This is a genomic window from Actinomadura sp. GTD37 (genome assembly GCF_041951365.1).
Lineage (GTDB): Bacteria > Actinomycetota > Actinomycetes > Streptosporangiales > Streptosporangiaceae > Spirillospora.
The window spans coordinates 215,709-237,699 of the sequence record NZ_JBGNUS010000006.1; the positions used below are offsets into that span (position 1 = coordinate 215,709).

At 74.4% G+C, this 21,991-nt stretch carries 20 protein-coding genes and 1 tRNA gene; 12 read left to right on the plus strand and 9 right to left on the minus strand.

Annotation, left to right across the window (positions count from 1 at the left end; genetic code table 11):
* Positions 1 to 13: 13 nt before the first annotated feature.
* Together ACA511_RS28485 and ACA511_RS28490 are read right to left on the minus strand one after the other, a co-directional pair.
* Positions 14 to 1,903 carry a helix-hairpin-helix domain-containing protein gene (locus ACA511_RS28485; RefSeq protein WP_375027702.1) on the minus strand — a complete coding sequence of 630 codons (1,890 nt, stop codon included), beginning with the start codon at positions 1,901 to 1,903 and terminating at the stop codon, positions 14 to 16.
* Complete coding sequence (locus ACA511_RS28490; protein WP_375027703.1) at positions 1,900 to 2,853, minus strand: aldo/keto reductase; 954 nt, start codon at positions 2,851 to 2,853, stop codon at positions 1,900 to 1,902. Before ACA511_RS28490 ends, ACA511_RS28485 begins: the two co-directional genes overlap by 4 nt.
* 132 nt (positions 2,854 to 2,985) lie before the next feature.
* Here ACA511_RS28490 and ACA511_RS28495 point away from each other — a divergent pair, with 132 nt between their 5' ends.
* Positions 2,986 to 3,615, plus strand: coding sequence for a hypothetical protein (locus tag ACA511_RS28495; protein WP_375027704.1), 630 nt, complete (start codon positions 2,986 to 2,988; stop codon positions 3,613 to 3,615).
* A gap of 270 nt (positions 3,616 to 3,885) precedes the next feature.
* On the opposite strand, the gene ACA511_RS28500 is transcribed toward ACA511_RS28495, so the two are convergent.
* The 3 genes from ACA511_RS28500 to corA form a co-directional block, all read right to left on the minus strand.
* Positions 3,886 to 5,517 (minus strand): TROVE domain-containing protein, encoded by a 1,632-nt coding sequence (locus ACA511_RS28500; RefSeq protein ID WP_375027705.1) that lies wholly within the window; start codon positions 5,515 to 5,517, stop codon positions 3,886 to 3,888.
* 274 nt (positions 5,518 to 5,791) lie between these two features.
* Positions 5,792 to 5,934: transfer RNA gene (locus tag ACA511_RS28505), tRNA-OTHER, on the minus strand.
* A gap of 228 nt (positions 5,935 to 6,162) precedes the next feature.
* The gene (gene corA, locus ACA511_RS28510) at positions 6,163 to 7,134 is read right to left on the minus strand and encodes a magnesium/cobalt transporter CorA (protein WP_375027706.1); all 972 of its coding nucleotides are present in this window, start codon (positions 7,132 to 7,134) and stop codon (positions 6,163 to 6,165) included.
* 67 nt (positions 7,135 to 7,201) lie between these two features.
* Between corA and ACA511_RS28515 the strand changes: the two genes are divergently transcribed.
* The 7 genes from ACA511_RS28515 (at position 7,202) to mshC (ending at position 13,426) form a co-directional block, all read left to right on the plus strand.
* The gene (locus ACA511_RS28515) at positions 7,202 to 7,915 is read left to right on the plus strand and encodes an MSMEG_4193 family putative phosphomutase (RefSeq protein WP_375027707.1); all 714 of its coding nucleotides are present in this window, start codon (positions 7,202 to 7,204) and stop codon (positions 7,913 to 7,915) included.
* Positions 7,916 to 7,925: 10 nt separating this feature from the next.
* A complete protein-coding gene (locus tag ACA511_RS28520) occupies positions 7,926 to 8,474 on the plus strand; it encodes a DUF3090 domain-containing protein (protein WP_375027708.1) in 549 nt (182 codons plus the stop codon).
* 53 nt (positions 8,475 to 8,527) lie between these two features.
* On the plus strand, positions 8,528 to 9,316 hold the full coding sequence (locus tag ACA511_RS28525; protein WP_375027709.1) for an SCO1664 family protein: 789 nt from the start codon (positions 8,528 to 8,530) through the stop codon (positions 9,314 to 9,316).
* Between the two features lie 52 nt (positions 9,317 to 9,368).
* Positions 9,369 to 10,130 carry an NRDE family protein gene (locus ACA511_RS28530; protein ID WP_375027710.1) on the plus strand — a complete coding sequence of 254 codons (762 nt, stop codon included), beginning with the start codon at positions 9,369 to 9,371 and terminating at the stop codon, positions 10,128 to 10,130.
* A 67-nt stretch (positions 10,131 to 10,197) separates the two neighbouring features.
* Positions 10,198 to 11,175 (plus strand): ABC transporter permease, encoded by a 978-nt coding sequence (locus ACA511_RS28535; protein WP_375027711.1) that lies wholly within the window; start codon positions 10,198 to 10,200, stop codon positions 11,173 to 11,175.
* Between the two features lie 7 nt (positions 11,176 to 11,182).
* Complete coding sequence (locus ACA511_RS28540; protein ID WP_375027712.1) at positions 11,183 to 12,127, plus strand: ABC transporter permease; 945 nt, start codon at positions 11,183 to 11,185, stop codon at positions 12,125 to 12,127.
* Between the two features lie 69 nt (positions 12,128 to 12,196).
* Entirely contained in the window at positions 12,197 to 13,426 is a 1,230-nt protein-coding gene (gene mshC / locus ACA511_RS28545) for a cysteine--1-D-myo-inosityl 2-amino-2-deoxy-alpha-D-glucopyranoside ligase (RefSeq protein WP_375027713.1), read from the plus strand.
* A 10-nt stretch (positions 13,427 to 13,436) separates the two neighbouring features.
* Here mshC and ACA511_RS28550 read toward each other — a convergent pair whose 3' ends face one another.
* From ACA511_RS28550 to ACA511_RS28565, 4 genes are all read right to left on the minus strand, one after another.
* Positions 13,437 to 14,981 (minus strand): serine/threonine-protein kinase, encoded by a 1,545-nt coding sequence (locus ACA511_RS28550; protein WP_375027714.1) that lies wholly within the window; start codon positions 14,979 to 14,981, stop codon positions 13,437 to 13,439.
* A 39-nt stretch (positions 14,982 to 15,020) separates the two neighbouring features.
* Positions 15,021 to 15,554 carry a TrmH family RNA methyltransferase gene (locus ACA511_RS28555; RefSeq protein WP_375027715.1) on the minus strand — a complete coding sequence of 178 codons (534 nt, stop codon included), beginning with the start codon at positions 15,552 to 15,554 and terminating at the stop codon, positions 15,021 to 15,023.
* Positions 15,555 to 15,659: 105 nt separating this feature from the next.
* A complete protein-coding gene (locus ACA511_RS28560; RefSeq protein ID WP_375027716.1) occupies positions 15,660 to 16,514 on the minus strand; it encodes a PAC2 family protein in 855 nt (284 codons plus the stop codon).
* Positions 16,515 to 16,744: 230 nt separating this feature from the next.
* On the minus strand, positions 16,745 to 17,206 hold the full coding sequence (locus ACA511_RS28565) for a universal stress protein (protein WP_375027717.1): 462 nt from the start codon (positions 17,204 to 17,206) through the stop codon (positions 16,745 to 16,747).
* Positions 17,207 to 17,439: 233 nt separating this feature from the next.
* Between ACA511_RS28565 and ACA511_RS28570 the strand changes: the two genes are divergently transcribed.
* From ACA511_RS28570 to ACA511_RS28585, 4 genes are all read left to right on the plus strand, one after another.
* Positions 17,440 to 18,144 (plus strand): HAD family hydrolase, encoded by a 705-nt coding sequence (locus ACA511_RS28570; protein WP_375027718.1) that lies wholly within the window; start codon positions 17,440 to 17,442, stop codon positions 18,142 to 18,144.
* Between the two features lie 144 nt (positions 18,145 to 18,288).
* On the plus strand, positions 18,289 to 18,714 hold the full coding sequence (locus tag ACA511_RS28575) for a hypothetical protein (protein ID WP_375027719.1): 426 nt from the start codon (positions 18,289 to 18,291) through the stop codon (positions 18,712 to 18,714).
* 449 nt (positions 18,715 to 19,163) lie between these two features.
* Entirely contained in the window at positions 19,164 to 20,156 is a 993-nt protein-coding gene (locus tag ACA511_RS28580) for an ABC transporter permease (RefSeq protein WP_375027720.1), read from the plus strand.
* Between the two features lie 53 nt (positions 20,157 to 20,209).
* Positions 20,210 to 21,967: an ABC transporter substrate-binding protein gene (locus ACA511_RS28585; RefSeq protein ID WP_375027721.1), complete on the plus strand. Its 1,758-nt coding sequence runs from the start codon at positions 20,210 to 20,212 to the stop codon at positions 21,965 to 21,967.
* Positions 21,968 to 21,991: the final 24 nt, after the last annotated feature.

The window sequence follows — 21,991 nt, forward strand, 5'->3', positions numbered from 1 at the left end:
CCGTGTCTCGGCCTCACTGGACCAGCAGTGTCGCGAGCCGGGTGCGCCGGGGCGGCGCTCCGTCCTCGCGGACGGCCCTGGCCAGTGCCGGCCCCGCCGCCTGGACGACCGACAGGTGCCGGCGGGCCAGCCCGAACGCGGTGGCCACCAGCGGCCTCGACAGCCCCTCGGCGGGCATGACCGCGACCACGGCGGGGCGGCGCGTCCCGCGCGCCTGCGCGACCGGGACGGCCCAGCCGTGCCGCAGCCGTGCCGCGTCGGCCGGGGCGACCACGGCCGGGCCGGCGGGGAACGCGACGTCGAGCCCGTGCGGGCCGCCGCCGGTCACCACCCCCGTCTCGCCGACCGCGGCCTGGGGGAGCGGCGCGGCGACGACCACCCGGTCGCCGGGGTCCATCCCGCCGAACGCGCCGGGGCCGGGGTTGAGCCGGGCCTTGAGCGCCGCGTTGAGCGCTCCCGCGCCCGCCGGACCCCCGGCGGCCGGCGCGACGACCTGGACGTCCTCGACCGGGATGCCCAGCGCGCGGGGGATCGAGTCGGCGGCGAGCTGCACCGCCCGGTGCACCGCCTCGCCGGGGTCGGCGGCGGGCACGACGACGACCTCCCGGCCGGGCGCGTCCACGGCGGGCAGGTCGCCGCCGCGCACCGCCTCCGCCAGCGTCCCGAGCGGATCGGACGGCGGCTCGGCGTCCAGCGTGACGGCGGGGACGGTCTCCGACGCCTCCAGGTCGTCCAGCGGGCGGCCGGGCCCGGCGGGCGGCGCGGCGCCCGGCTCCGCGCACAGCACCAGGTGGGCGCCGTCGGGGCACGCCTCGGCCAGGACCGCGCACAGCTCGACGTCGAGCGCCGAGGCGTCGGTCACGACGATCAGGTCGAGGTCGAGCGGCGACTGCTCGCCGCGCCCGTAGACGACGGCGCCGGGCGCGGCCGGCGGGCCGTCCTCCCGGGGTTCGAGGAGCCGGTGCAGGCTGGTGACCGCGACTCCCGCGGGGGCGGCCAGGTCCGCGGCGGCGCGGTCGGTGGGCGCGGCGACGGCGGCCCGCAGGCCCGCGCCCGCGGCGGCACCGGCGATGTCCAGGGCGGCCGCGGCGACGCCGTCCGGCGCGCCGCGCAGGATGCTCACCCCGGTGCGCAGCGCGGCGGTGAGCGCGAGCGACCGGTCCTCGGGCAGGCCGTCGCGCAGGCCCTTGAGGGCCGCGTCGTCCAGCAGCGGCGCCGCGGTGAGCGTGAGCCGCTGGAACCCCTCGGCGGCGGCCTCCTCCGCGAGCGCCCACCGCGCCGCGCCGAGCCGCTCCTCGGGCTCCTCCGGCCCGGCGTCATCGGAGTCCTCGTCGAAGTCGCCGAAGCCGGGCTCCTCGGTGAGGGACAGGACCTCGGCCTCGTCGAGCGCGGCCTCCACGGCGCCCCGCGGGTCGGGGACCCGGGCGCGTTCCAGCGCGGACACCACCTCCGCGGCGGGCGTGACCGTGTGGCCCGCGCGCGCCGCCTCCGTCAGCAGGTGCAGGACGAGCGCCCGCCCGCGCCGGACGTCGCCGGGCGCGGCCTCCGCGCCGAGCACGGCGCGCGCGAAGTGGTCGGCCTGGGCGGGCAGGACGCCGGGCACCCGGAGCAGCCGCCACGGGTCGGCGCGCAGCAGGTCCGCGGCGTCGGGGCCGAGCCGGGCCGCGGCGCGGGCCGCGAGCGGCGCGGGCGCCCCGGCCGCGGCGAACAGCTCGCCGAGGGCGCGCCGGCCGTCCGCCGCGTCGCGGGCCGGCGGTGTCGGCGGGGGCGGGGCGGGCTCTTCGGCTCCGCGTTCGCCGAGCGCTCCGGCGGCGGCCTCGGCGGCGCGCATCGCCGCCGCGGCGCGCGCGGCCCGCTCGGCGGGGGAGGGCTGGTCGGGCGTGTGGTCGGGGATGTCGGTCACGGGCTTCCCGTAGCGGTGTCGGAGACGTCGTCGAGCGCGTTGCGGATCTCGGTCGGGAGCGTCACGTCCTCGCTCTCCAGGATCGCGCCGAGCTGCGCGGCGGTGCGGGCGCCGACGATCGGGGCGGCGACGCCCTCCCGGTCGCGGACCCACGCAAGCGCCACCGCCAGCGGCGAGCGGCCGAGGCCCTCGGCGGCGGTCACCACCGACTCCACGATCCTGGCGCACTCCTCGTCCAGGTACGGCTGGACGAAGTCGGCGAAGTGCGGGGCCGCGGCGCGCGACCCGGCGGGGATGCCGGTGCGGTACTTGCCGGTGAGCACGCCCCGGCCGAGCGGCGACCACGGCAGCAGCCCCGCCCCGGCGTCGAGCGCGGCGGGCACGACCTCCCGCTCGATGTCGCGGCGCAGCAGCGAGTACTCCAGCTGCGCGGACACCACCGGGGCGCGGCCCGGCCAGGCGCGCTGCCACGCGGCGGCCTTGGCGACCTGCCAGCCCGCGTAGTTCGACACGCCGACGTAGCGGGCGCGGCCGGACGCGACCGCCTCGTCCAGCGCCGACAGCGTCTCCTCCAGCGGCGTCGACGGGTCGTAGACGTGCAGCTGCCACAGGTCGACGTGGTCGAGGTCCATCCGGTCCAGGGAGGCGTCCAGGGCGCGCAGCAGGTGCCGTCGGGAGCCGTCGTAGCGGCCGTTCGGCCTGATCGCGGCCTTCGTCGCGATCACCAGGCCGTCGCGGTCGACCGTCTCGCGCAGCAGGTGGCCGAGGATCCGCTCGCTGATGCCGCCGGTGTAGACGTCGGCGGTGTCGACCAGCGTGCCCCCGGCGTCCACGAACGCGACGAGCTGCGCCGCGGCCTCGTCCGGGTCGGTGTCCTGCCCCCAGGTCATGGTGCCGAGGCCCAGCCGGGACACCAGCAGCCCGCTCCGCCCGAGGTGACGCTCCTTCATAGGCGGCCAATCTAGCGGTCCGCGCCGGGCCCGCGGAAAGCGAGCGGCCGGCCGCACGCGATCACCGGACGGCGCGGAGATCCCTGGTGGGATCTATTGCCGGGGCCCGCCGCCGGGCTAAAGTTCGCAGCCATGGCGCCACCCCCGTTCTCCATGTACTCGCCGAAGTCGCCGGACGGCGACGGCGGCCCGGACGTGGCGCCGGTGTTCGGCGCGGGACCGGGCGACGACCCCGGCTACCTCGCCTCGCTCGGCTCCGGCACCGAGCTCGGCCGGCTGCGCGCGATGATGCTGGTGCTGCTGGCCGCGCCGCTGCTCATCTTCGCGATCATGCCGCTGATCGTGCAGGACGGCGGCGGGGACGCGCCCCTGTGGAGCTACGCGCCGCTCGCCGCCGCCGCGCTCGTCGCGCTGCTGGCCGGCCCCCGCGCGCCGCGCCCCATGCCGCCGGGCGCCGGGCGGACCGCGCCCGGCGCGGCGGCCCAGTCGGCGCTGCTGATGTTCCGGCAGGCGGTGCTGCTGCGGTTCGCGCTGGCCGAGGGCGTCATCCTGCTCGGCCTGCCGCTGGCGATGGTCGGGCACAGCGAGCTGGTGTTCGTCGCCGGGTTCGCGGTCGGCTACCCGCTGCTGGTCCGGCTGGCGCTGCCCACGCGCGGCGGCGTGGAGCGGATGCGGCGGCGCCTGGAGTCCCAGGGCGCCGAGTCGCACCTGTGGGCCGTCCTGCTGGCCGCCCCGCCGTCCCCGCCCGCCGACGCGCCGTAGCCGCCCCCGGCGATCGCGGTCGGCACCGCGATGATCGCCGCCCCGCCGAGAGGCCCGGTCCGCCTTGGGCGGCAGGATCGCCGGCGGCCGGTTCTCGTACAGGCCGCGCACGAGTTGCTCCCCGCGGATCCACAGGCTCAGATCCGCGTCACGTGAGGCCCGCGGCGTGCCGCGCGGTGACTCACCAGTCGCGGGCCATGCGCGGCCGCCTCGGTGGGCATGGCCGCCAGGCCCGTCATGTCGCTCGTCATGACGGACCTGGCGGGCGCTCTACAGCCACGGCCAGGCAGCGTCGCGCCCGGCCTCGAGCAGCGGGATGAGCCGGAAGGTCGCATCCGTCATGCCGCCCAGTTCGTGGCGGTTGCCCGAGCCGCTCGGCATGGCGCCGTGCTTGTACCCGGCCAGGTTGAACCCGTACATCGGGACGCCCCTCGGGGCGGCGTCGGTGACGTCGCCTCCCCAGCCGCCCCCGAACGTCTGCATGTCCGACAGGATGATCACCCGGTCGTGCCCGGCATACGTCGCCCGCACCGACTCGGCGATCTGCGTGCCGTGACCGACCTCGCCGATCCGGTTGACGAACCGCTCGACCTCGCGCAGGACGGACGCGCCCCGCCGCGCCTCGTGGCGGAAGGTGCCGCTGGCGAAGCCGTGCAGGTCGACCTGGTCGCCGCGCGACGCCAGAGTGACGCCGAACAGGGCGGCCATCTGGGCGTACGTCATCTTCGACCGCTCCGAGACGCCCACGCCGTTCATGGACCCCGAGGTGTCCACCAGCACCAGCGTGCGGCCCGGGAACGCCGGGACGTTCGCCGTGGCCGCCGCGAGCGCCTTGTCCAGGGCGTGACCCCAGCGCAGCGACGGCGCCGCCAGGTGAGCCGAGAAGAACCGGAACGGGAACTGCCTCGACCGCGCCACCTGCTCGGGGTCGGCGAGCTTCGCGGCGACCTGCTCGGCGACGGCGTCGCGCACGCCCGCCTCGTCGAAGTTGCGCAGGTTGCGCAGCAGGGCCATGTAGCCCATCGTCGGGATCACCGCCTCCCACGCCTTGGCGCCCATCGGGCCCTGCAGCCACCCTGCCAGCGCCTCCCACGTCATACCGGCCGCCGCCAGCCGCTCGGGGCCGTCCGCGGCGAAGACCGCCTGCCGGTCGGCCACGGGGACGGCCATCAGTTCGGCGCGGGCCCGGACCATCGCCAGCCGCTCGGGGACGTCCTCGCCCCGGCCGTGGCGCCGGTCGAGGGCGTGCTTGAACAGGTCCCCCTGCCAGGGCTTGCCGGGGTCCGGGGACGGGTGGACGAGATCGACGACGTCACCGAAGCGGAAGCCGCGGGAGCCTGCGTCGTACTTGAGCAGGCCGCGCTCGTTGTAGAGGCGCCGGACCGCGTCGGCGACACCGCGCTTGACCGGCTTGGGGATCGCGCGGCCGTACGCCGAGGTCCAGTACGCCAGCAGCTCGCCGGGCTCGTCGGCGCGCTGCAGGACGCTCGCCACGACCTTCCGGGGAAGGCCGGCGTGGGTGTAGCCCGCAGCCGTGCCGTCGCGCTGGAGCACCTCGTCGAGGTGGCCGAGGCGGGCCCGGACGAACTCGGCCGCGCCGACCACCGACGCCGAGCGCATGTTGCCCTCGCCGCGCAGCCACGGCAGGAACCCCGCCGCCCACTCAGGGTCCTCGACCGCGACCTGGTGGACGAGGTCGCGGAAGCGGGCGTCGCGGTCGCCGGCGGACTCGTAGAAGGAGTCCTCGCCGACCATGTTCGCAACGGCGAGCAGGAACAGCTCGGACTCGGCGTCGCGGGCGTAGCCGGGCGCGCCCTCGTGGGTGCGGCCGGACGGAGCCGCCTCGGTGCGGACCGGGCCGGAGGCGGCCGGACGGACCGCCGGGCGGTTGAACTTCGCCATGGGTCAGGGCTCCCTTCCATCGAGTGGAGGGAGCCCCAGGGTTCGCGGAAGTGCCCGAGATCAGAGTCGGCCACGGCCATCGCGCCATTGCTCTGCCGTCTGAGCTACGCCACCCCGAGGGCGGCGGTGGGACTCGAACCCACGACCCATGGATTAACAAGGAAGTATCCGTTGCCTGCGCACCGGGCACCCGCGAAGTATGTGCTCCCTCCCGAGATCAAGTCGGCGTACGGGGGTGCCCCCAAAATGGGCGTCGCGAGCGGAAGCCTGACGGCGGCCCGCGACAGGAATCGAACCTGTGAAGTACCCGTTCACCTGCGCACCGGGAGGTGCGTATTCAGTTATGGCCAGAGTTCGTGCCCGAGATCAGGACGGCGAGAGGCACGTAGTCGCTCTACCTGTCGAGCTACACGAGTCGAGGCTCGTGGCGGGGACTCGAACCCGCGACCACTCGATCCACGGTCGAAGTAACTCTCACCTGCTCACCGGGCACGCTCTGGAGTTGTCGAGCCCCTCCGAGTTCGAAGACGGCCTCGGGATGGGTTCTTTACCAGAGAAGTAACCCGTGGCCTGCGCACCGGAAGGGCGATGACCTCATCAGACCATTTCCGCGTGCCCATTCTCAACCGAATATCGCCCATCCGCTCAGAGCCAGCCGCTCCTGCGGAGCCGCCGGAACAGCAGCACGCACGCGACGGCCATCACCGCGATGACCAGCGGGTACCCGAAGGTCCAGTGCAGCTCGGGCATGTGGTCGAAGTTCATCCCGTAGATCCCGGCGATCGCGGTCGGCACCGCGATGATCGCCGCCCACGCCGAGATCTTGCGCATGTCCTCGTTCTGCTGCTTGCCGAGCAGCGCCAGATGCGCGGTCAGCACGCTGTTGAGCAGCTCGTTGTGCGCGTCGACCTGCTCGTCCACGCGCAGCAGGTGGTCCAGGACGTCGCGGAAGTACTCGCGGGTGGTGCCGCACTCGGCGACCCGGCCCTTGACGATCTCCTGCAGCACCGGGACGAGCGGGTCCTCGGCGCCGCGGAACTCCAGCACCTCCCGCTTCAGGGAGTAGATGTCGGCGGTGACGTCCCGCGCGCCCGGGTCGAACACGGCCCGCTCCAGCCCGATGATGTCGACCTCCACCTCGTGCGCGACGAGCCCGTACCGGTCGACGACCTCGTCGCACACCGCGTACAGGACGGCGGTCGCGCCGTGCCCGAGCAGCTCCGGGCTCTCCTCCAGCCGCGTGCGGACCGGCCCGAGCGGGTTGCCGGCCCCGTGCCGGACGGTGACGACGAAGTCCCGGCCGAGGAACACCATGATCTCGCCGACCTCGATGTCGGACGTCTCGTCGATGTAGGACAGCGTCTTCAGCACCACGAACAGCGTGTCGTCGTAGCGCTCCAGCTTGGGCCGCTGGTGCGCGGACACGGCGTCCTCGGCGGCCAGGGGATGCAGGTTCAGCTCGTCCCTGACCAGGTCGAACTCCGCCTCGTCGGGTTCGAACAGGCCGATCCAGAGGAAGCACTCGCCGTCCTCGCGGGCGAGGTCGAACGCGTCGCTGATGTCCCCGTCGATGTCGCGGCGCACCGCGCCCGCGTAGATGGCCTTGTCCACGATCACGGCAGGCATTGTCGCGCATCCGCGCCCCGTCCCGCCCGAATGCCGGAGATCTCCTAGAGTGGCCGCTGTGACGACCCTTCTCCTGGTGAGGCATGGCCTGACCGCGATGACCGGCCCGGTGCTCGCCGGCTGGACGCCCGGCGTGCACCTCGACGACCGCGGCCGCGCGCAGGTCGCCGCGCTCGCCGCCCGGCTCGCCCCCCTACCGCTCGCCGCCGTCGTGTCCAGCCCCCTCGACCGCTGCGCCGAGACCGCCCGGACGATCGCCGCCGGGCACGCCCCGCCCGTCGAGAAGGTCGAGACCGACGAGCGGTTCGGCGAGGTCCGCTACGGCGACTGGACCGGCCGCCCCCTCAAGGAACTCGCGGAGGAGCCGCTCTGGCGGGTCGTGCAGGCCCACCCGAGCGCAGCGCGGTTCCCCGGCGAGGACGGCGAGTCCCTCGCCGCCGCGCAGCACCGCGCCGTCACCGCCGTCCGCGACTGGAACGCCCGCGTCGCCGCCGAGCACGGACCGGACGCCCTGTACGCCGTGTGCAGCCACGGCGACATCATCAAGTCGATCGTCGCCGACGCCCTCGGCCTCCACCTGGACCAGTTCCAGCGCATCCAGGCCGACCCCGCGTCGCTCACCGTGATCCGCTACACCGAAACGCGCCCGTTCGTCGTCCGGGTCAACGACATCGGCGGCGACGTCGCCGCCCTGGCGCCCGAACCGGCCGCGGAACGTTCCGGGAAAGACGGACTCGGGTCGAGTGACGCGCCCGTCGGCGGCGGCGCGTAGGGTCGGTGTCATGCCCGTCATCTCCTACGACCCGCCGGAGCGCTTCGTCGCCGGCGCCGTCGGGCGGCCCGGCGACCGCGCCTTCTACCTGCAGGCCCGCTCCGGGCGCCGCGTCACCAGCGTCGGGCTGGAGAAGTTCCAGGTGACCCTCCTGGCGGAGCGCCTGGAGGAGCTGCTCGACGAGGTGCTGCGGCGCACCGGCGGCGACGCCGCCGTGCCCGCCGCGACCCCGTCCGAGCTCCAGGACGACGGCCCCCTCGACCAGCCGGTGGAGGAGGAGTTCAAGGTCGGCACGATGGCGCTCGCCTGGGACCCCGAGGACGAGCGGGTCGTCATCGAGGCGCAGGAGGTCACCGAGACCGACGAGGAGCCCGAGGTCGGCGAGGACGACCCCGCCATCGCGGTGCTGCGGGTCCGGATCAGCGCGGCGCAGGCCCGCGCGTTCGCCGAGCGCGCCCTGAAGGTCGTCGCCGCGGGCCGCCCGCCGTGCCCGCTGTGCGGCCTGCCGCTCGACAGCGACGGGCACGTCTGCCCGCGCCAGAACGGCTACCTGGGCTGAGATGGCCCCCATCGTGGTGGATCATGGACGACGCGGCCGGGGAGAATGAACGCATGACGCAGTCCTCCCGCGACCGGGCGCCCGCCGGCGGCACCGGTCCCGACGCGGCCGGCCGGCCGGTGTCCCCCCGCGACGCCGCGGCCGCCGAGCGGCTGCTGTCCGCCGGGCGCCTCGGCGTGGAGGGCCGCCTCGTCCAGGCATCCAACGCCACCCTGTACTGCACCATCGAGCACGACGGGGCGGCCGCGAACTGCGTCTACAAGCCCGTCGCCGGCGAACGCCCCCTGTGGGACTTCCCCGACGGCACCCTCGCCGAGCGCGAGGTCGCCGCCTACGAGGTATCCAAGGCCATGGGCTGGGGCACCGTCCCGCCCACCGTCCACCGCGACGGCCCCTACGGGCCCGGCATGGTGCAGCTCTGGGTGGAGCCCGACCCCGACATCGACCTCGTCACCCTGTCCCGCTCCGACGACGAGGCCGTCCGCCGCATGTCGGTCTTCGACGCCGTCGTCAACAACGCCGACCGCAAGATCGGCCACCTGCTGCCCCCCGGCGACGGCCGCGTCTACGGCTGCGACCACGGCGTCTGCTTCTCCACCGAGTACAAGCTCCGCACCGTCCTGTGGCAGTGGCGCGGCAAGCCCCTCACCCCCGAGGCCCTCGAAGCCCTCGGCCGGGTCGACGCCGCCCTGCGCGGCGGCGCCCTCGGCGCCCGGCTCGCCGAACTCCTCACCCCCGAAGAAGTCGACGCCACCCGCCGCCGCGTGGAACTGATGCTCAAGCACCGCATCCACCCCTACCCCCCGGAGGACTGGCCGGCGATCCCCTGGCCGCCCCTGTAGCCCAGGGGGGTCCGGCGCTTGGGCGAAATGGGCGGGGTGCTGGAATTGGGGGATGTGTACCGCGATCATCAGTGTGGATCCCCCGTCTCCGGTGCCGGTGCTCGTGGTGGGGGTGCGGGACGAGTTCGTCGCGCGCGAGTGGGAGGGGCCGGGGCGGCATTGGCCGGAGCGGCCCGGCGTGGTCGGGGGGCGCGACCTGCGGGCCGGCGGGACGTGGCTGGCGGTGGAGCCGGACGCGCCGCGGGTGGCGGTCGTGCTGAACGGGCGCGGGCGGATGGCGCCGGAGGCGGCGCGGTCCTCGCGCGGGGAGCTGCCGCTGCGGGTGGCGGCCGAGGGCGGCCTCGGCGAGCTGGACCTAGCGGCGTTCGACCCGTTCCACCTCGCCGCCGCGGAACCGGACCGGGTCCGGCTGTGGAGCTGGGACGGGGAGGCGCTCACCGAGCGGGACCTCGGCCCCGGCCTGCACATGATCGTCAACAGCGGGCTGGAGGGCGAGGGGCAGCTGGAGGGGGAGACCGAGGACGCCTACATGGCGGCGCGGCTGGCGCACTTCCGGCCGCGGCTGGCCGCCGCGCCGCGTCCCGAGCCCGCGGCGGGCGAGCCGGTGGAGCGGGCGTGGGGCGCCTGGTTCCCGCTGGTGAACGGGGACGGGCTGCCCCGCGCCGACCACCGGGCGCTGCTCCCGCTGCTGGACCTCGGCGACGGGCGGGTGTGGGGCACGACCTCGGTCAGCCTGGTCGCGCTCGGTCCGGGCGTCCGGTACGACTTCTCCGCCGCCCCGGGCGAGGGCGGCGCCTGGTCCCGGGTCATGTAGGCGATTCCGGCTGCGGCGGCGTCACGGTGGGTGCTAAGTTGCCTACTTAATGCGATCTTCGTCCGGGGTGGCCAGCGAGGGCGCGCGGGTCGCGGCCCGGCCGGTCGCGCGGGCGCCGGCCGGCGCGGCGGCGGAGCCGGTGGAGAGCCGCAGCCCGTCCCGGCTCGCCTGGGCCAGGTTCCGCCGCGACCGGCCCGCCGTCGCGTCCCTCGGCGTCCTGCTGGCGATCATGGCGTTCGCGGCGCTGGCGCCGCTGTGGGCGCACCTGACCGGGCACCCCTACGACGCGACGTTCCCCGCGACGGGCCTGGACGCGGGCGGGCAGCCGCGCGGCCCCGGCGCGGCGTTCCCGCTGGGCGCCGACCAGCTCGGCCGCGACGTCCTGGTCCGCGCCGCCTACGGGGCGCGGATCTCGCTGACCGCCGGGATCGGCGCGGCGGTGCTCGCCTCGGCCGCCGGCACCCTCGCCGGGACGCTCGCCGGGTTCGCCGGCGGCGCGCTGGACACCCTGCTGGCCCGGCTGATGGACATGGTCCTCGCGCTGCCCTACCTGCTCGTCGCGATCCTGCTGGCGACCACGTTCCGGGTCTCCTCGGCCGGCGCGAGCCTCGCCATGACGATCCTGGTCATCGCGTTCTTCTCGTTCGCCGCCTACGGCCGCACCATCCGCGGGCAGGTGCTGTCGCTGAAGGAGAGCCAGTTCATCGAGGCGGCCCGCGCCCTCGGCGCGTCCAACGCCCGGATCATGGCCGGCGAGGTCCTGCCGAACCTCACCGCGCAGATCACCGTGCTGACCTCGCTGCTCGTCCCGTCCTCGATCGTGTCGGAGGCGACGCTGTCGTTCCTCGGCGTCGGGGTGCGGCCGCCGATGCCGAGCTGGGGGTCGATGCTCGGCGAGGGCGGCGACGTGTTCCGCACCGCCTGGTGGCTGCTCGCCGTCCCCGGCGTCCTGCTGCTGGCGACCACGCTGGCGTTCAACCTGCTCGGCGACGGCGTCCGCGACGCCCTCGACCCGCGCGGCGAACGCGCCGCCGCCGGGAGGTGACCCGCCCGTGCCGCGCCTCGTCGTCCGCCGCCTGCTGTACGCGGCCGTCGTGCTGTGGCTGGTGTCCACGCTGACGTTCGTGATCCTGCACGTCTCGCCCGTCCCGGTGGAGCGCGTCATCGGCGGGCCCCGCGCCACCGCCGAGACGCTCGCGCAGATCCGCCGCAACCTCGGCCTCGACCGGCCGCTCCTCGTCCAGTACTGGCGGTTCCTCGCGCGGCTGCCGCGCGGCGACCTCGGCGACTCCTACGTCAACGGGACGCCCGTCACCGCGCTGATCGGCGCCCGGCTCCCCACGACGCTGTGCCTGGTCTCCGGCGCGGCGGTGCTGTGGTTCGCGGGCGGCCTCGCCGCCGGCGTCGCGGGCGCGGCCCGGGCGCGCGGCCTGCGGGACCGGGCCGTCACGGTGTTCGTGCTCGCCGGCCTGTCCACGCCGCCGTTCGTGATGGCGCTGGCCCTGCTGTACCTGTGCACGGCCGGGCTCGGCGCGGGCGGCGTCCACGTCTTCGAGGCCGGGCCGCCGCTGCAGGAGCACTTCCTGCGCCGGATGGTCCTGCCGTGGTTCGCGCTGGCGTTCCTGATGACGGCCGCCTACTCGCGCCTCACCCGCGCGGCGATGCTGGACGTCCTGGGCGAGGACTACGTCCGCACGGCCCGCGCCAAGGGCCTGCCGGAGCGCCGCGTCGTCGGCGGGCACGCGCTGCGGGCGGCGCTGACCCCGGTCGTCACCCAGCTCGGCATCGACCTCGGCGCCCTGATCGGCTCCACGATCGTCACCGAGAAGGTGTTCGGGCTGCAGGGCGTGGGGCAGCTCGTCTACCAGTCCATCGCGGCCGGCGACACCCCGGTGATCATCGGGGTGACGCTGCTGGCGACCCTCTCGGTGACCGTCGCGAACCTGCTGGTCGACATCGGCTACGCGATCCTGGATCCGCGGCTCCGCCCCGCCTGACCGCGCGCGGGGGACACTTGCCGCGATCTCGGAGTAATGCCGCGAGCTGCGCATGGATAAGCTTTCGGTATGCGATCGTGGCCCGCCTCCGAAGTCCCCAGCCTGCCCGACGCGGGCCTCCCCGCCGCCGACCGTCCGCTGGCCCTCCATGACACCGGGACGGGCACGGCGCGTCCGACCGCCCCCGGCGACACCGCCCGCATGTACGTGTGCGGCATCACCCCCTACGACGCCACCCACATCGGCCACGCCAACACCTACCTGGCGTTCGACCTCGTCAACCGCGTCTGGCGCGACCTCGGCCACCGGGTCCGCTACGTGCAGAACGCCACCGACGTCGACGACCCGCTCCTGGAACGTGCCCGGCAGACCGGCGAGGACTGGCGCGCCCTCGCCGACCGGGAGATCCAGCTCTTCCGCGAGGACATGACCGCGCTGCGGGTCCTGCCGCCCGACCGCTACATCGGCGCGGTCGAGGCCATCCCGCTCGTCGTCGAGATGATCGAGAAGCTGCGCGGCCGCGACGCCGCCTACCACGTCGACGGCGACGTCTACTTCCCGGTCGCGGCCGACCCGTCCTTCGGGCGGGTCAGCCGGCTCGCCCGCGCGGACATGGCGCCGCTGTTCGCCGAGCGCGGCGGCGACCCCGACCGCCCGGGCAAGCGCGACCCGCTCGACCCGCTGCTGTGGATGGCGCGCCGCCCCGGCGAGCCCGGCTGGCCCTCCCCGTTCGGCGAGGGCCGCCCCGGCTGGCACGTGGAGTGCTCGGCGATCTCCGCCGAGTACCTCGGCATGGCGTTCGACGTCGAGGGCGGCGGCTCCGACCTCGCCTTCCCGCACCACGAGATGAGCGCCGCGCACGCCCAGGTCGCCACCGGGGAGCGCCCGCACGCCCGTGCCTACGTCCACGCCGGCATGGTCGGCCTGGACGGCGAGAAGATGTCGAAGTCGCGCGGCAACCTGGTGTTCGTGTCGAAGCTGCGGGACTCCGGCACCGACCCGATGGCGATCCGCCTGGCGCTGCTCGCCCACCACTACCGCGCCGACTGGGAGTGGACGCAGGGCGAGCTGGACGAGGCCGCCGCGCGTCTCGGCCGCTGGCGCGCCGCGGCCGCCCGGCCGTCCGGCCCGCCCGCCGCGCCGCTGGCCGCCGCGGTCCGCGACCACCTGGCCGGCGACCTCGACGCCCCGGCCGCCCTCGCCGCCGTCGACGCCTGGGCCGCCCGCGACGGCGCCGACGAGCGGGCCCCGGCCCAGGCCGCGGCCATCGCCGACGCCCTCCTCGGCGTCGCCCTGTGAGCCGGGCGGCTCACCGCAGGACGTAGCAGTCCCAGTCGGCCGGAGTGCCCGCGTCGCCGCGGAGCCGCGCCTCGGCGTCCGGCCGGTACTGCGACGAGCACACCAGCGTCATCGAGATCTTGGTGTCGACGCCGATGTCGCCGCCGCGCGGGACGCAGTACCAGTCGCCGGCGCGGAACTCGGCGTCGCGGCCGCGGGCGCCGCAGTACCGGGCGGGGGAGGGCGCGCCGAGCACGACGGGCGCGGGCGGCGGGTCGCCGGACGGCGGCGGGCCGTCGCCGCCGCCCGGCCGCGTCCCCTGCCCGGGCCCCGGACGGCTCGGAGTCGGCGCGGTGGCGGTCGCCGATCCGCCCGGCCGCGACCGGGTGGGCCTCGCCGACGACGGCGCCCGGCTCCCCGCCGTCCCGGGCGCGGTCACCCGCCCGCCGCCGGGCGGGCCCGCGCCGGCCGGGCCGTCCGGCCGGTCAAGCAGCGCGTACCCGCCGGCGCCGGCGGCCGCGGCGACGGCGGCGGCCGCCGCACCCGCGGCGACCCCGCGCCCGAGGCGGCGCCTCCCGCCGCGCGGACGGCCGGAGCCGCCCCCGGCCGCGCCCGGGTCGGTGGACGCCGGCGGCAGTGTGCCCTGCCCTCCCGAGCCGTCCGCCGCCGGGACGGCGGGCGCGGGGGAGACCCCGGCGCCCTCCCCGGCGTCGACGGCGGTTCCGGTGGCGGCGGTGGCGGCGCCGGGGTCGAAGGCGTCCTCGTGGCCGACGAGCCGCAGCAGCAGCTGCGCCGCCGTGGGCCGCCGCGCGGGGTCCTTCGCCAGCGCCGCCGCGACCAGCGCGCGCAGCTCGCCGTCCAGGCCGCCGAGGTCGGGCTCCAGGTGCAGGACGCGGTACATGACCGCGGTCACGGAGTCGGACCCGAACGGGGGCCGCCCGGTCGCGGCGAACGTCATCGTCGCGCCCCAGCCGAACACGTCCGCGGCGGCGCCGACGTCCTCCCCGGTCACCTGCTCGGGCGCCATGTAGGCGGGGGTGCCGACGGCGCGGCTGCTGACGGCGCTGGCCGCGTCCAGGACGCGCGACAGCCCGAAGTCGATCACGCGGGGGCCGTCCGGGCCGAGCATGACGTTGTGCGGCTTGAGGTCGCGGTGCACGACCCCGGCGCGGTGGATGGCCGTCAGCGCACTGGCGGTGCTGACGGCGAGCCGGTCCAGCGCCCCGCCGCCGAGCGGCCCGTCCCGCGCCACGGCCCGGTTCAGCGCCTCGCCGGGCACGTACTCGCTGACCAGGTACGGGGCGTCCCCGGCGACCTCGGCGTCGAGGAACTGGGCGGTGCAGAACCGGGCGACCTGCTTGGCGACCTCCGCCTCGCGGACGAACCGGGCCCGCGCGGCGCCGTCGTCCTCGAACTGGACCCGCAGGAGCTTGACCGCGACGCGCTCCCCGTCCGCGCCCTCCCCGAGGTACACGGTGCCCTGCGCGCCCGAACCGAGCCGCCCGAGCAGCCGGTAGCGCCCGAGCCGCGCCGGATCCTGCGCGCGCAGCGGCTGCGCGTCCGGCGAGTCCGGCAAACCCTCGCTCCCTCCGTCCGGGTCGGCGGCGGCCGCCCGTCACAGCAGGCCCGCCAGCTTGTACAGCACCAGCGAGCCGGCGACGGCCACGTTCAAGCTGCTGCCATGTCCCACCATAGGGATCTCCACGGCGAGGTCGAGCAGGTCGAGCGCATCCGCCGGGATCCCGGTCCGCTCGTGCCCCAGCACGGCGACCGTCCGGACGCGGGCGGCGGGCAGGTCGGCGAGGCGCACCGCCTCGTCGGCGAGCTCCACGCCGACGACCCGCGCCCCGGCCTCCCGCCGCCGCTCCAGCCAGCCGAGCGGCTCGTTCACCCAGTGCACGCAGGCCGGGCGCCGCAGCGTGTTGCCGCGTTCCAGGGCGTCCGGCACCCACGAGAACCGCGGGACGGCCATGCAGGCGCCGACCGCGTCGCAGGTGCGCAGCAGCGTCCCGAGGTTGGCGCCGTGCATCGGCCACAGGGGCGCGACGACGAGATGGTCCCAGCAGGGGTGCGCGCGACGGCGGCGCTGCCCGCGCAGCTCGCGCGGGGGCCGGACCCGGATCGCCGGGCCGCCGGGCCGGCGGCTCACCGGCGCGGGGCGCCGCCGCCCTTCGGGAGGGAGAAGATCATGATCGGCGCACTTCGCGGCGTGCGCGGGCCATCGCCGGGGGACGAACGCGACCGAGTGTAGCCGCTACGCGGGGCCGCGCCCCGGGTCGCGGCGGCGCAGATAGCGCTCGAACTCGCGGGCGATGGCGTCGCCGCTGGCCTCCGGCAGCTCGGTGGCGTCCTTCTGCTCCTCCAGCGTCCGGACGTACTCGGCGACCTCGGAGTCCTCCTCGGCGAGCTCGTTGACGCCGTGCTCCCAGGCGCGCGCCTCCTCCGGCAGCTCCCCGAGCGGGACGGTGACGTCCAGCAGGTCCTCGACGCGGCGCAGCAGCGCCAGCGTGGCCTTCGGCGACGGCGGCTGCGCGACGTAGTGGGGCACCGCCGCCCACAGCGACACCGTGTCGAGGTCGGCCTTCGCGCACGCGTCCTGCAGCACGCCGAGGATGCCCGTCGGGCCCTCGTAGCGGGCCGGCTCGAGGTGCAGCGTGCTGACCAGCCCGGCCTCCGACGCTGCGCCGGTGACGGGCACCGGCCGGGTGTGCGGGGCGTCGGCCAGCAGCGCGCCCAGCAGGACGACGTTGCGGATCTCCAGTTCGAGCATCAGCCCGACGAGCTCCCGGCAGAACGACCGCCACCGCATGTTCGGCTCGATCCCGTGCAGCAGGACGACGTCCTTGCCGCTCGGCAGCCGCGCCCACGACACCCGGGTCGTCGGCCACGTGATGCCGCGGGTCTCCCCGTCGGTCATCTCCACGATCGGCCGGGTGACCTGGAAGTCGTAGTAGTCGTCGGGATCGAGTTCGGCGATCGGCACCGCCTCCCAGGCCGACTCCAGATGCGCGATCACCCCGCTGGCGGCCTCCCCGGCGTCGTTCCACCCCTCAAAGGCGGCCACGAGCACCGGATCGACGAGTTCCGGGACGCTTTCGAGCTCGATCACGCGCTGCCTCCTTCCGACGCCCAGGTACAGCGTCACCGACGGGGGCGTCATTCCCGGGGTCGGGGGCCCCGCTCATGATCGGTGGTTGTCAGCCTACGTCCTGACAGTGACCTACCCCACCCCCCACGAGCCAGACCCCCGCCCCGGTACGCCCGCAGCGGAAAGCCGGGCCTCGTCCGGACGAGGCCCGTCCTTCGAGCGGCGGCGCGGCGCGCGGAGGCGGGGGCCGGTCACTTCCCGCGGGGGGTGGTGTGCACGATCAGCACGTCGCACGGCGACCGGTGCGACAGGTTCGCCGGGACGGACCCGAGGATGCGCCCGGCCAGGCTGTTCAGCCCCCGGTTGCCGATCACCACGAGCTCCGCGCCGCGCTCCTTGGCCAGCTTGGAGATCACGTCGACGGCGTCGCCCTCCACCGCGAGCTGCTCGATGTCGCCGGCGCCCGCCGCGACCGCCCGCTCCCGCGCCGCACGCAGGGCGTCGTCGGCGGGCGTGGAGCCCTGCACCTTGTAGGCGAGGTCGCCGAGCCGGTCGGCGGCGCTCGCGCGCTCCCGCTCGGGCATGGGGCTGTAGGCGGAGGCCAGCAGGAGGGTGGCGCCGGTGGCGGCGGCCAGCTGCGCGGCGCGGTCCACCGCGCGGAACGAGGAGTCGGAGCCGTCGGTGCCGACGAGAATGGTGCGGTACGCGCTCATGCCGTTCCTTACCCGTTAGTAGTCACTGCTGGCACGGTATCGGTCCGTCGACCCATCCGTCACCGTCTCTTTGCACACACCGTCCAAGAGGAGCGGGGCGCCGGAGCCCCGCCCAGGGCGGCGTCCGGGCGCGCGGGCGCCCGTGAGCCGTCCGCGATCCCGCGGTTATGGTGGGGTTACATGAGCACCCCCACACCGCACCCCCCGCATCGGCCGCGACCCGAACGCCGCGCATGAGCGCCGGGACCCGCGGCGGCCTGCAGGCCGTGCTGTTCGACATGGACGGCCTCCTCATCGACTCCGAGCGCGTCTGGCTGGAGGTCGAGAGCGAGGTCATGGCGTGGCTGGGCGGTGAGTGGAGCCCCGCCCACCAGGAGCGCCTCGTCGGCGGCTCCCTGTCCATCGCCGTCGACTACATGCTGGAGCTCACCGGCAGCTCCGCCGACCCGGCGGAGGTCGGCCGGCGGATGCTGGACGGCATGGCCGAGCGGCTCACCGCCTGCGTGCCGATGATGCCCGGCGCGAAGGAGCTGCTGGCCGGGGTCCGCGCCGCCGGCGTCCCGGCCGCGCTGGTGTCCTCCAGCCACCGGCGGCTGATCGAGCCGGTGCTCGACGCCGTCGGCCGCGAGCACTTCGCGCTCAGCGTCGCCGGCGACGAGGTCGCCCGCACCAAGCCCGACCCCGAGCCGTACCTGACCGCCGCCGCGCGGCTGGGCGCGGACCCGGCCCGCTGCGTCGTCCTGGAGGACTCCCCGAACGGCGTCGCGGCGGCGGAGGCGGCGGGCTGCGTGACGGTGGCCGTCCCCGGCGTCCTGCCGGTCCCGGCCGCTCCGGGGCGCACCGTTGTCGCCTCGCTGCGCGAGGTGGACGTGGCGGGGCTGCGCTCCCTCGCCGCCGGGGAGGCGGCCTGGCCTCCGCCGGCGGTACCCCCGGCCTGATACCCGCGGGGTGGTTCCCGGGGGAGGGGTCACGCCCGAGGAGGAGATCCGCCGGGCCGTAAAACCGTCCGCCGGGAGGAGCAGGTTCGCCCTCCGGCGTGTGAGCATGGAGGGAAGCGCCACCGTACGGAGTGAGGGGCCGGCATGAGCGACGCAGTCATATTCGCGATCAGTCTCGGGGTGACCCTGGCCGGGCTGGTGATCAGCTGGGGAGCCTACCGCCGCCGGGGCGCCGGCACCGGCATGCGCGGCGCCGCCCTGTCGCTGGTGCCGCTGGCGGCGGCGATGACCGGGGTGACCGAGTTCTTCGTCGACCTGGCGTTCAGCCCGGTGAAGTGGGCGGGCGTCGGAGTGGCGGGCCTCGCGGTGCTGCTCTACCTGACGTCGGGGGCGATGCTGAGCCGCCGCGCGGACGCGGCTCCGGGCGGCGGGAAGGCCGCCGGCGAGGGCGGCCGGAAGTCCGCGGGCCGCGGCGCCGCGCCGAAGGGCGCCGTGCGGGGGCCCGCGCAGGGCGCCGACCCCGAGCTGGCGGAGATCGAGAAGATCCTTCGCGACCGCGGCATCTCCTGACCCGACCTGACTCGACCTGACCGGTCCCGCGCACGCGCCACGGCGGGCCGGGACGTCCCCCGTGACCGGGGACGTCCCGGCCCGTCGTATTCTGTGCTGGGAGGGGCTGACCTGCGGAGAATCGGTCTCAGAACGGACTCAGTACGGTAAAGCTTGCCGGTCTAGACCGCCTTTGGGTTGCCTGTCCATGTAGTAGCGAACGTACTATTCGGGCGATTTGTCCGAAGCGGTGTGCGGGTGCGTGTGCCCCAGATGACGACGAGATCACAAGTCAGATACGGGTACTGGCGAAGCCCGCTCCACGGATGGACAGTCGTGGCCGAAGGACTACGTTTCCCTTCAGCAAACGCGGCGTAACGGGCACGGGGGCAGCGGATGATCTCCGCGGCCGCCGGCCGGACGCCGGCGGCATGGCCGAACCAGTGGCCGGACGGTAGGAGGTATGGAGCGTGGCCGCACCCATTGAGGTGACCGGGTCCGACACCGAGGCACAGCCCGAATCGGTGCTCGCCGGCATGGGCGGGAAGAAGATCCAGGGACGCTCCCTCGGTCAGATCGCCTGGATGAGGCTGAAGCGGGACAAGGTCGCGCTCACCGGCGCCGTAGTGGTGATCCTGCTCATCCTCGTCGCCGTCTTCGGCCCGTACTTCGTGCAGGACCCGCTCGCCTACCACCAGAACCTGATCGACCCGACCTACAACCGTCCGAAGACGGGGTTCTGGCACTCGGGCATCAGCGGCGACCACTGGCTCGGCGTCGAGCCGGGCAGCGGACGCGACATGCTGGCCCGCATCGTGCACGGCGCCCGGATCTCGCTGCTGGTGTCGTTCCTGGCGACGCTGCTGTCGGTGTTCATCGGGACCGTGCTGGGCATCACCGCCGGCTACTTCGGCGGCTGGGTCGACTACGTCATCAGCCGCGCGATGGACGCCTTCCTGGCGTTCCCGCTTCTGCTGTTCGCGATCGCGCTGGTCGGCGTCATGTCCGACGGCGCGTTCGGGCTGTCGGGCAACGGCCTGCGCGTCTCGGTGCTGATCGTGGTCATCGGGTTCTTCAACTGGCCCTACATCGGCCGCATCATCCGCGGCCAGACCCTGTCGCTGCGCGAGCGCGAGTTCGTCGACGCCGCGCGCAGCATGGGGGCCCGCAACTCCTACGTGCTCTTCAAGGAAGTCCTGCCGAACCTGGTCGCGCCGATCCTGGTCTACTCGACCCTGCTGATCCCGACCAACATCCTGTTCGAGGCGGCGCTGTCGTTCCTCGGCGTCGGCGTGATCCCGCCGGCCCCCTCGTGGGGCGGCATGCTCACGCTCGCCGTGCCGATCTACTCCTCGGACCCGATGTACATGATCATCCCCGGTATGGCGATCTTCATCACCGTCCTCGCCTTCAACCTGTTCGGTGACGGGCTGCGGGACGCTCTCGACCCTCGGGCCAAGTGACTCGGGTTCATTCGACCCGTCTATTTGAAGGGGTGCGCCTGCACATGAACAAAATGAGACCAATCGCGGTCCTCGCGGCCGGGGTGGTCGCGGCCGCGGGACTCGCCGCCTGCGGCGGCGGCGAGTCGGGAAGCTCGGGAAGCGGACCCGGCTACAACGCCGGCGTCAACGAGGTCGTCAACAAGTCGGACAAGAAGGGCGGCACGCTCAAGCTCGCCGACTCCGACGACTTCGACTCGCCGGACCCGGGCAACACGTACTACGCGTTCTCGCAGAACTTCGCGCGACTGTACGGCCGGGGGCTCACCACCTTCAAGCCGGGCGCCGGCCAGGAGAGCCTGGAGGTCGTCCCGGACCTCGCCACCGACCTGGGCACGCCCAGCGACGGCGGCAAGACCTGGACGTACAAGCTGCGCACCGGCGTCAAGTACGACGACGGCAGCACCGTCACGTCCAAGGACGTCAAGTACGCGGTCGAGCGCAGCAACTACTCCAAGGAACTGCAGCTCGGGCCGAAGTACTTCAAGCAGTACCTCGTCGACAACAAGCCCGCGTACAAGGGCCCCTACGACGACAAGAGCGACGAGGGCCTGAAGTCGATCGAGACCCCCGACGACCAGACGATCGTGTTCCACCTGAACACGCCGTTCTCGGAGTTCGACTACCTGGTCGCGATGTCGCAGACGATGCCGGTGCCGAAGGCCAAGGACACCGGCACCAAGTACGAGACCGCGATCATCTCCAGCGGTCCGTACAAGATCGACGACTACACGCGCGGCAAGTCCATGGCGCTGTCGCGGAACCCGAACTGGAACCAGAGCACGGACCCGATCCGCAAGGCCCTGCCTGACAAGATCGAGCTCCAGCTCAAGCAGAACGCCGACGACATCGACCAGCGCCTGCTCGCGGGCACGGTCGACATGGACATCACCGGCGTCGGCGTCCAGTCGGGCACGCAGCCCAAGGTGCTGACCGACACGCAGAAGCCGTACGTGGACAACCCCGTCCAGGGCTTCCTGCGCTTCATGTCGCTGAACGTGCACGTCAAGCCGCTGGACAACGTCCACTGCCGCATCGCCGTGCAGTACGCGACCGACAAGGTCGCCGCGCAGACCGCCTACGGAGGCCCGCTGGCCGGCGGTGACGTCGCCACCACGGTGCTGCCCCCGTCGGTGGACGGCTACGCCAAGTTCGACCTGTACCCGCAGAAGCAGGCCGCGGGCGGCAACGGGCTCGACGAGGCCACGATCGCCAAGGCCAAGGAGGAGCTGAAGGCCTGCGGCCAGCCCAACGGCTTCAGCACCAAGATCACGGCCCGTTCCGACCGGCCGAAGGAAGTCGCGATGGCGCAGGCCATCCAGCAGAGCCTGGCCAAGGTCGGCATCAAGGTCAACATCGTGCAGTTCCCGGCCGGCGACTACTTCAACAAGTACGTCGGCGTGCCGAAGTACGTCCACGACCACGGCATCGGCATGATGATCATGGCGTGGGCGGCGGACTGGCCGACCGGCTACGGCTTCCTCGCCCAGATCATCCACGGTGACGCCATCAAGCCGTCCGGCGGCAACAACCTGGCCGAGCTGGACGACCCGGCGATCAACAAGGCGCTCGACGACGCCATCGCGAACACCGACAAGGCGGCGCGCACGAAGGCGTACGGCGAGATCGACAAGCTGGTCATGGGGACCGCCGCGGAGGTGCCCCTGGTGTACGCCAAGGCCCTGATGTACCGGCCGAAGCGCGTCACCAACGCCGGGATCACCTACGCCTACGGCGGTATGTACGACTACCTGAACATGGGCGTGGAGTAACCATCCGTTCGTCCGTGCGTTCAT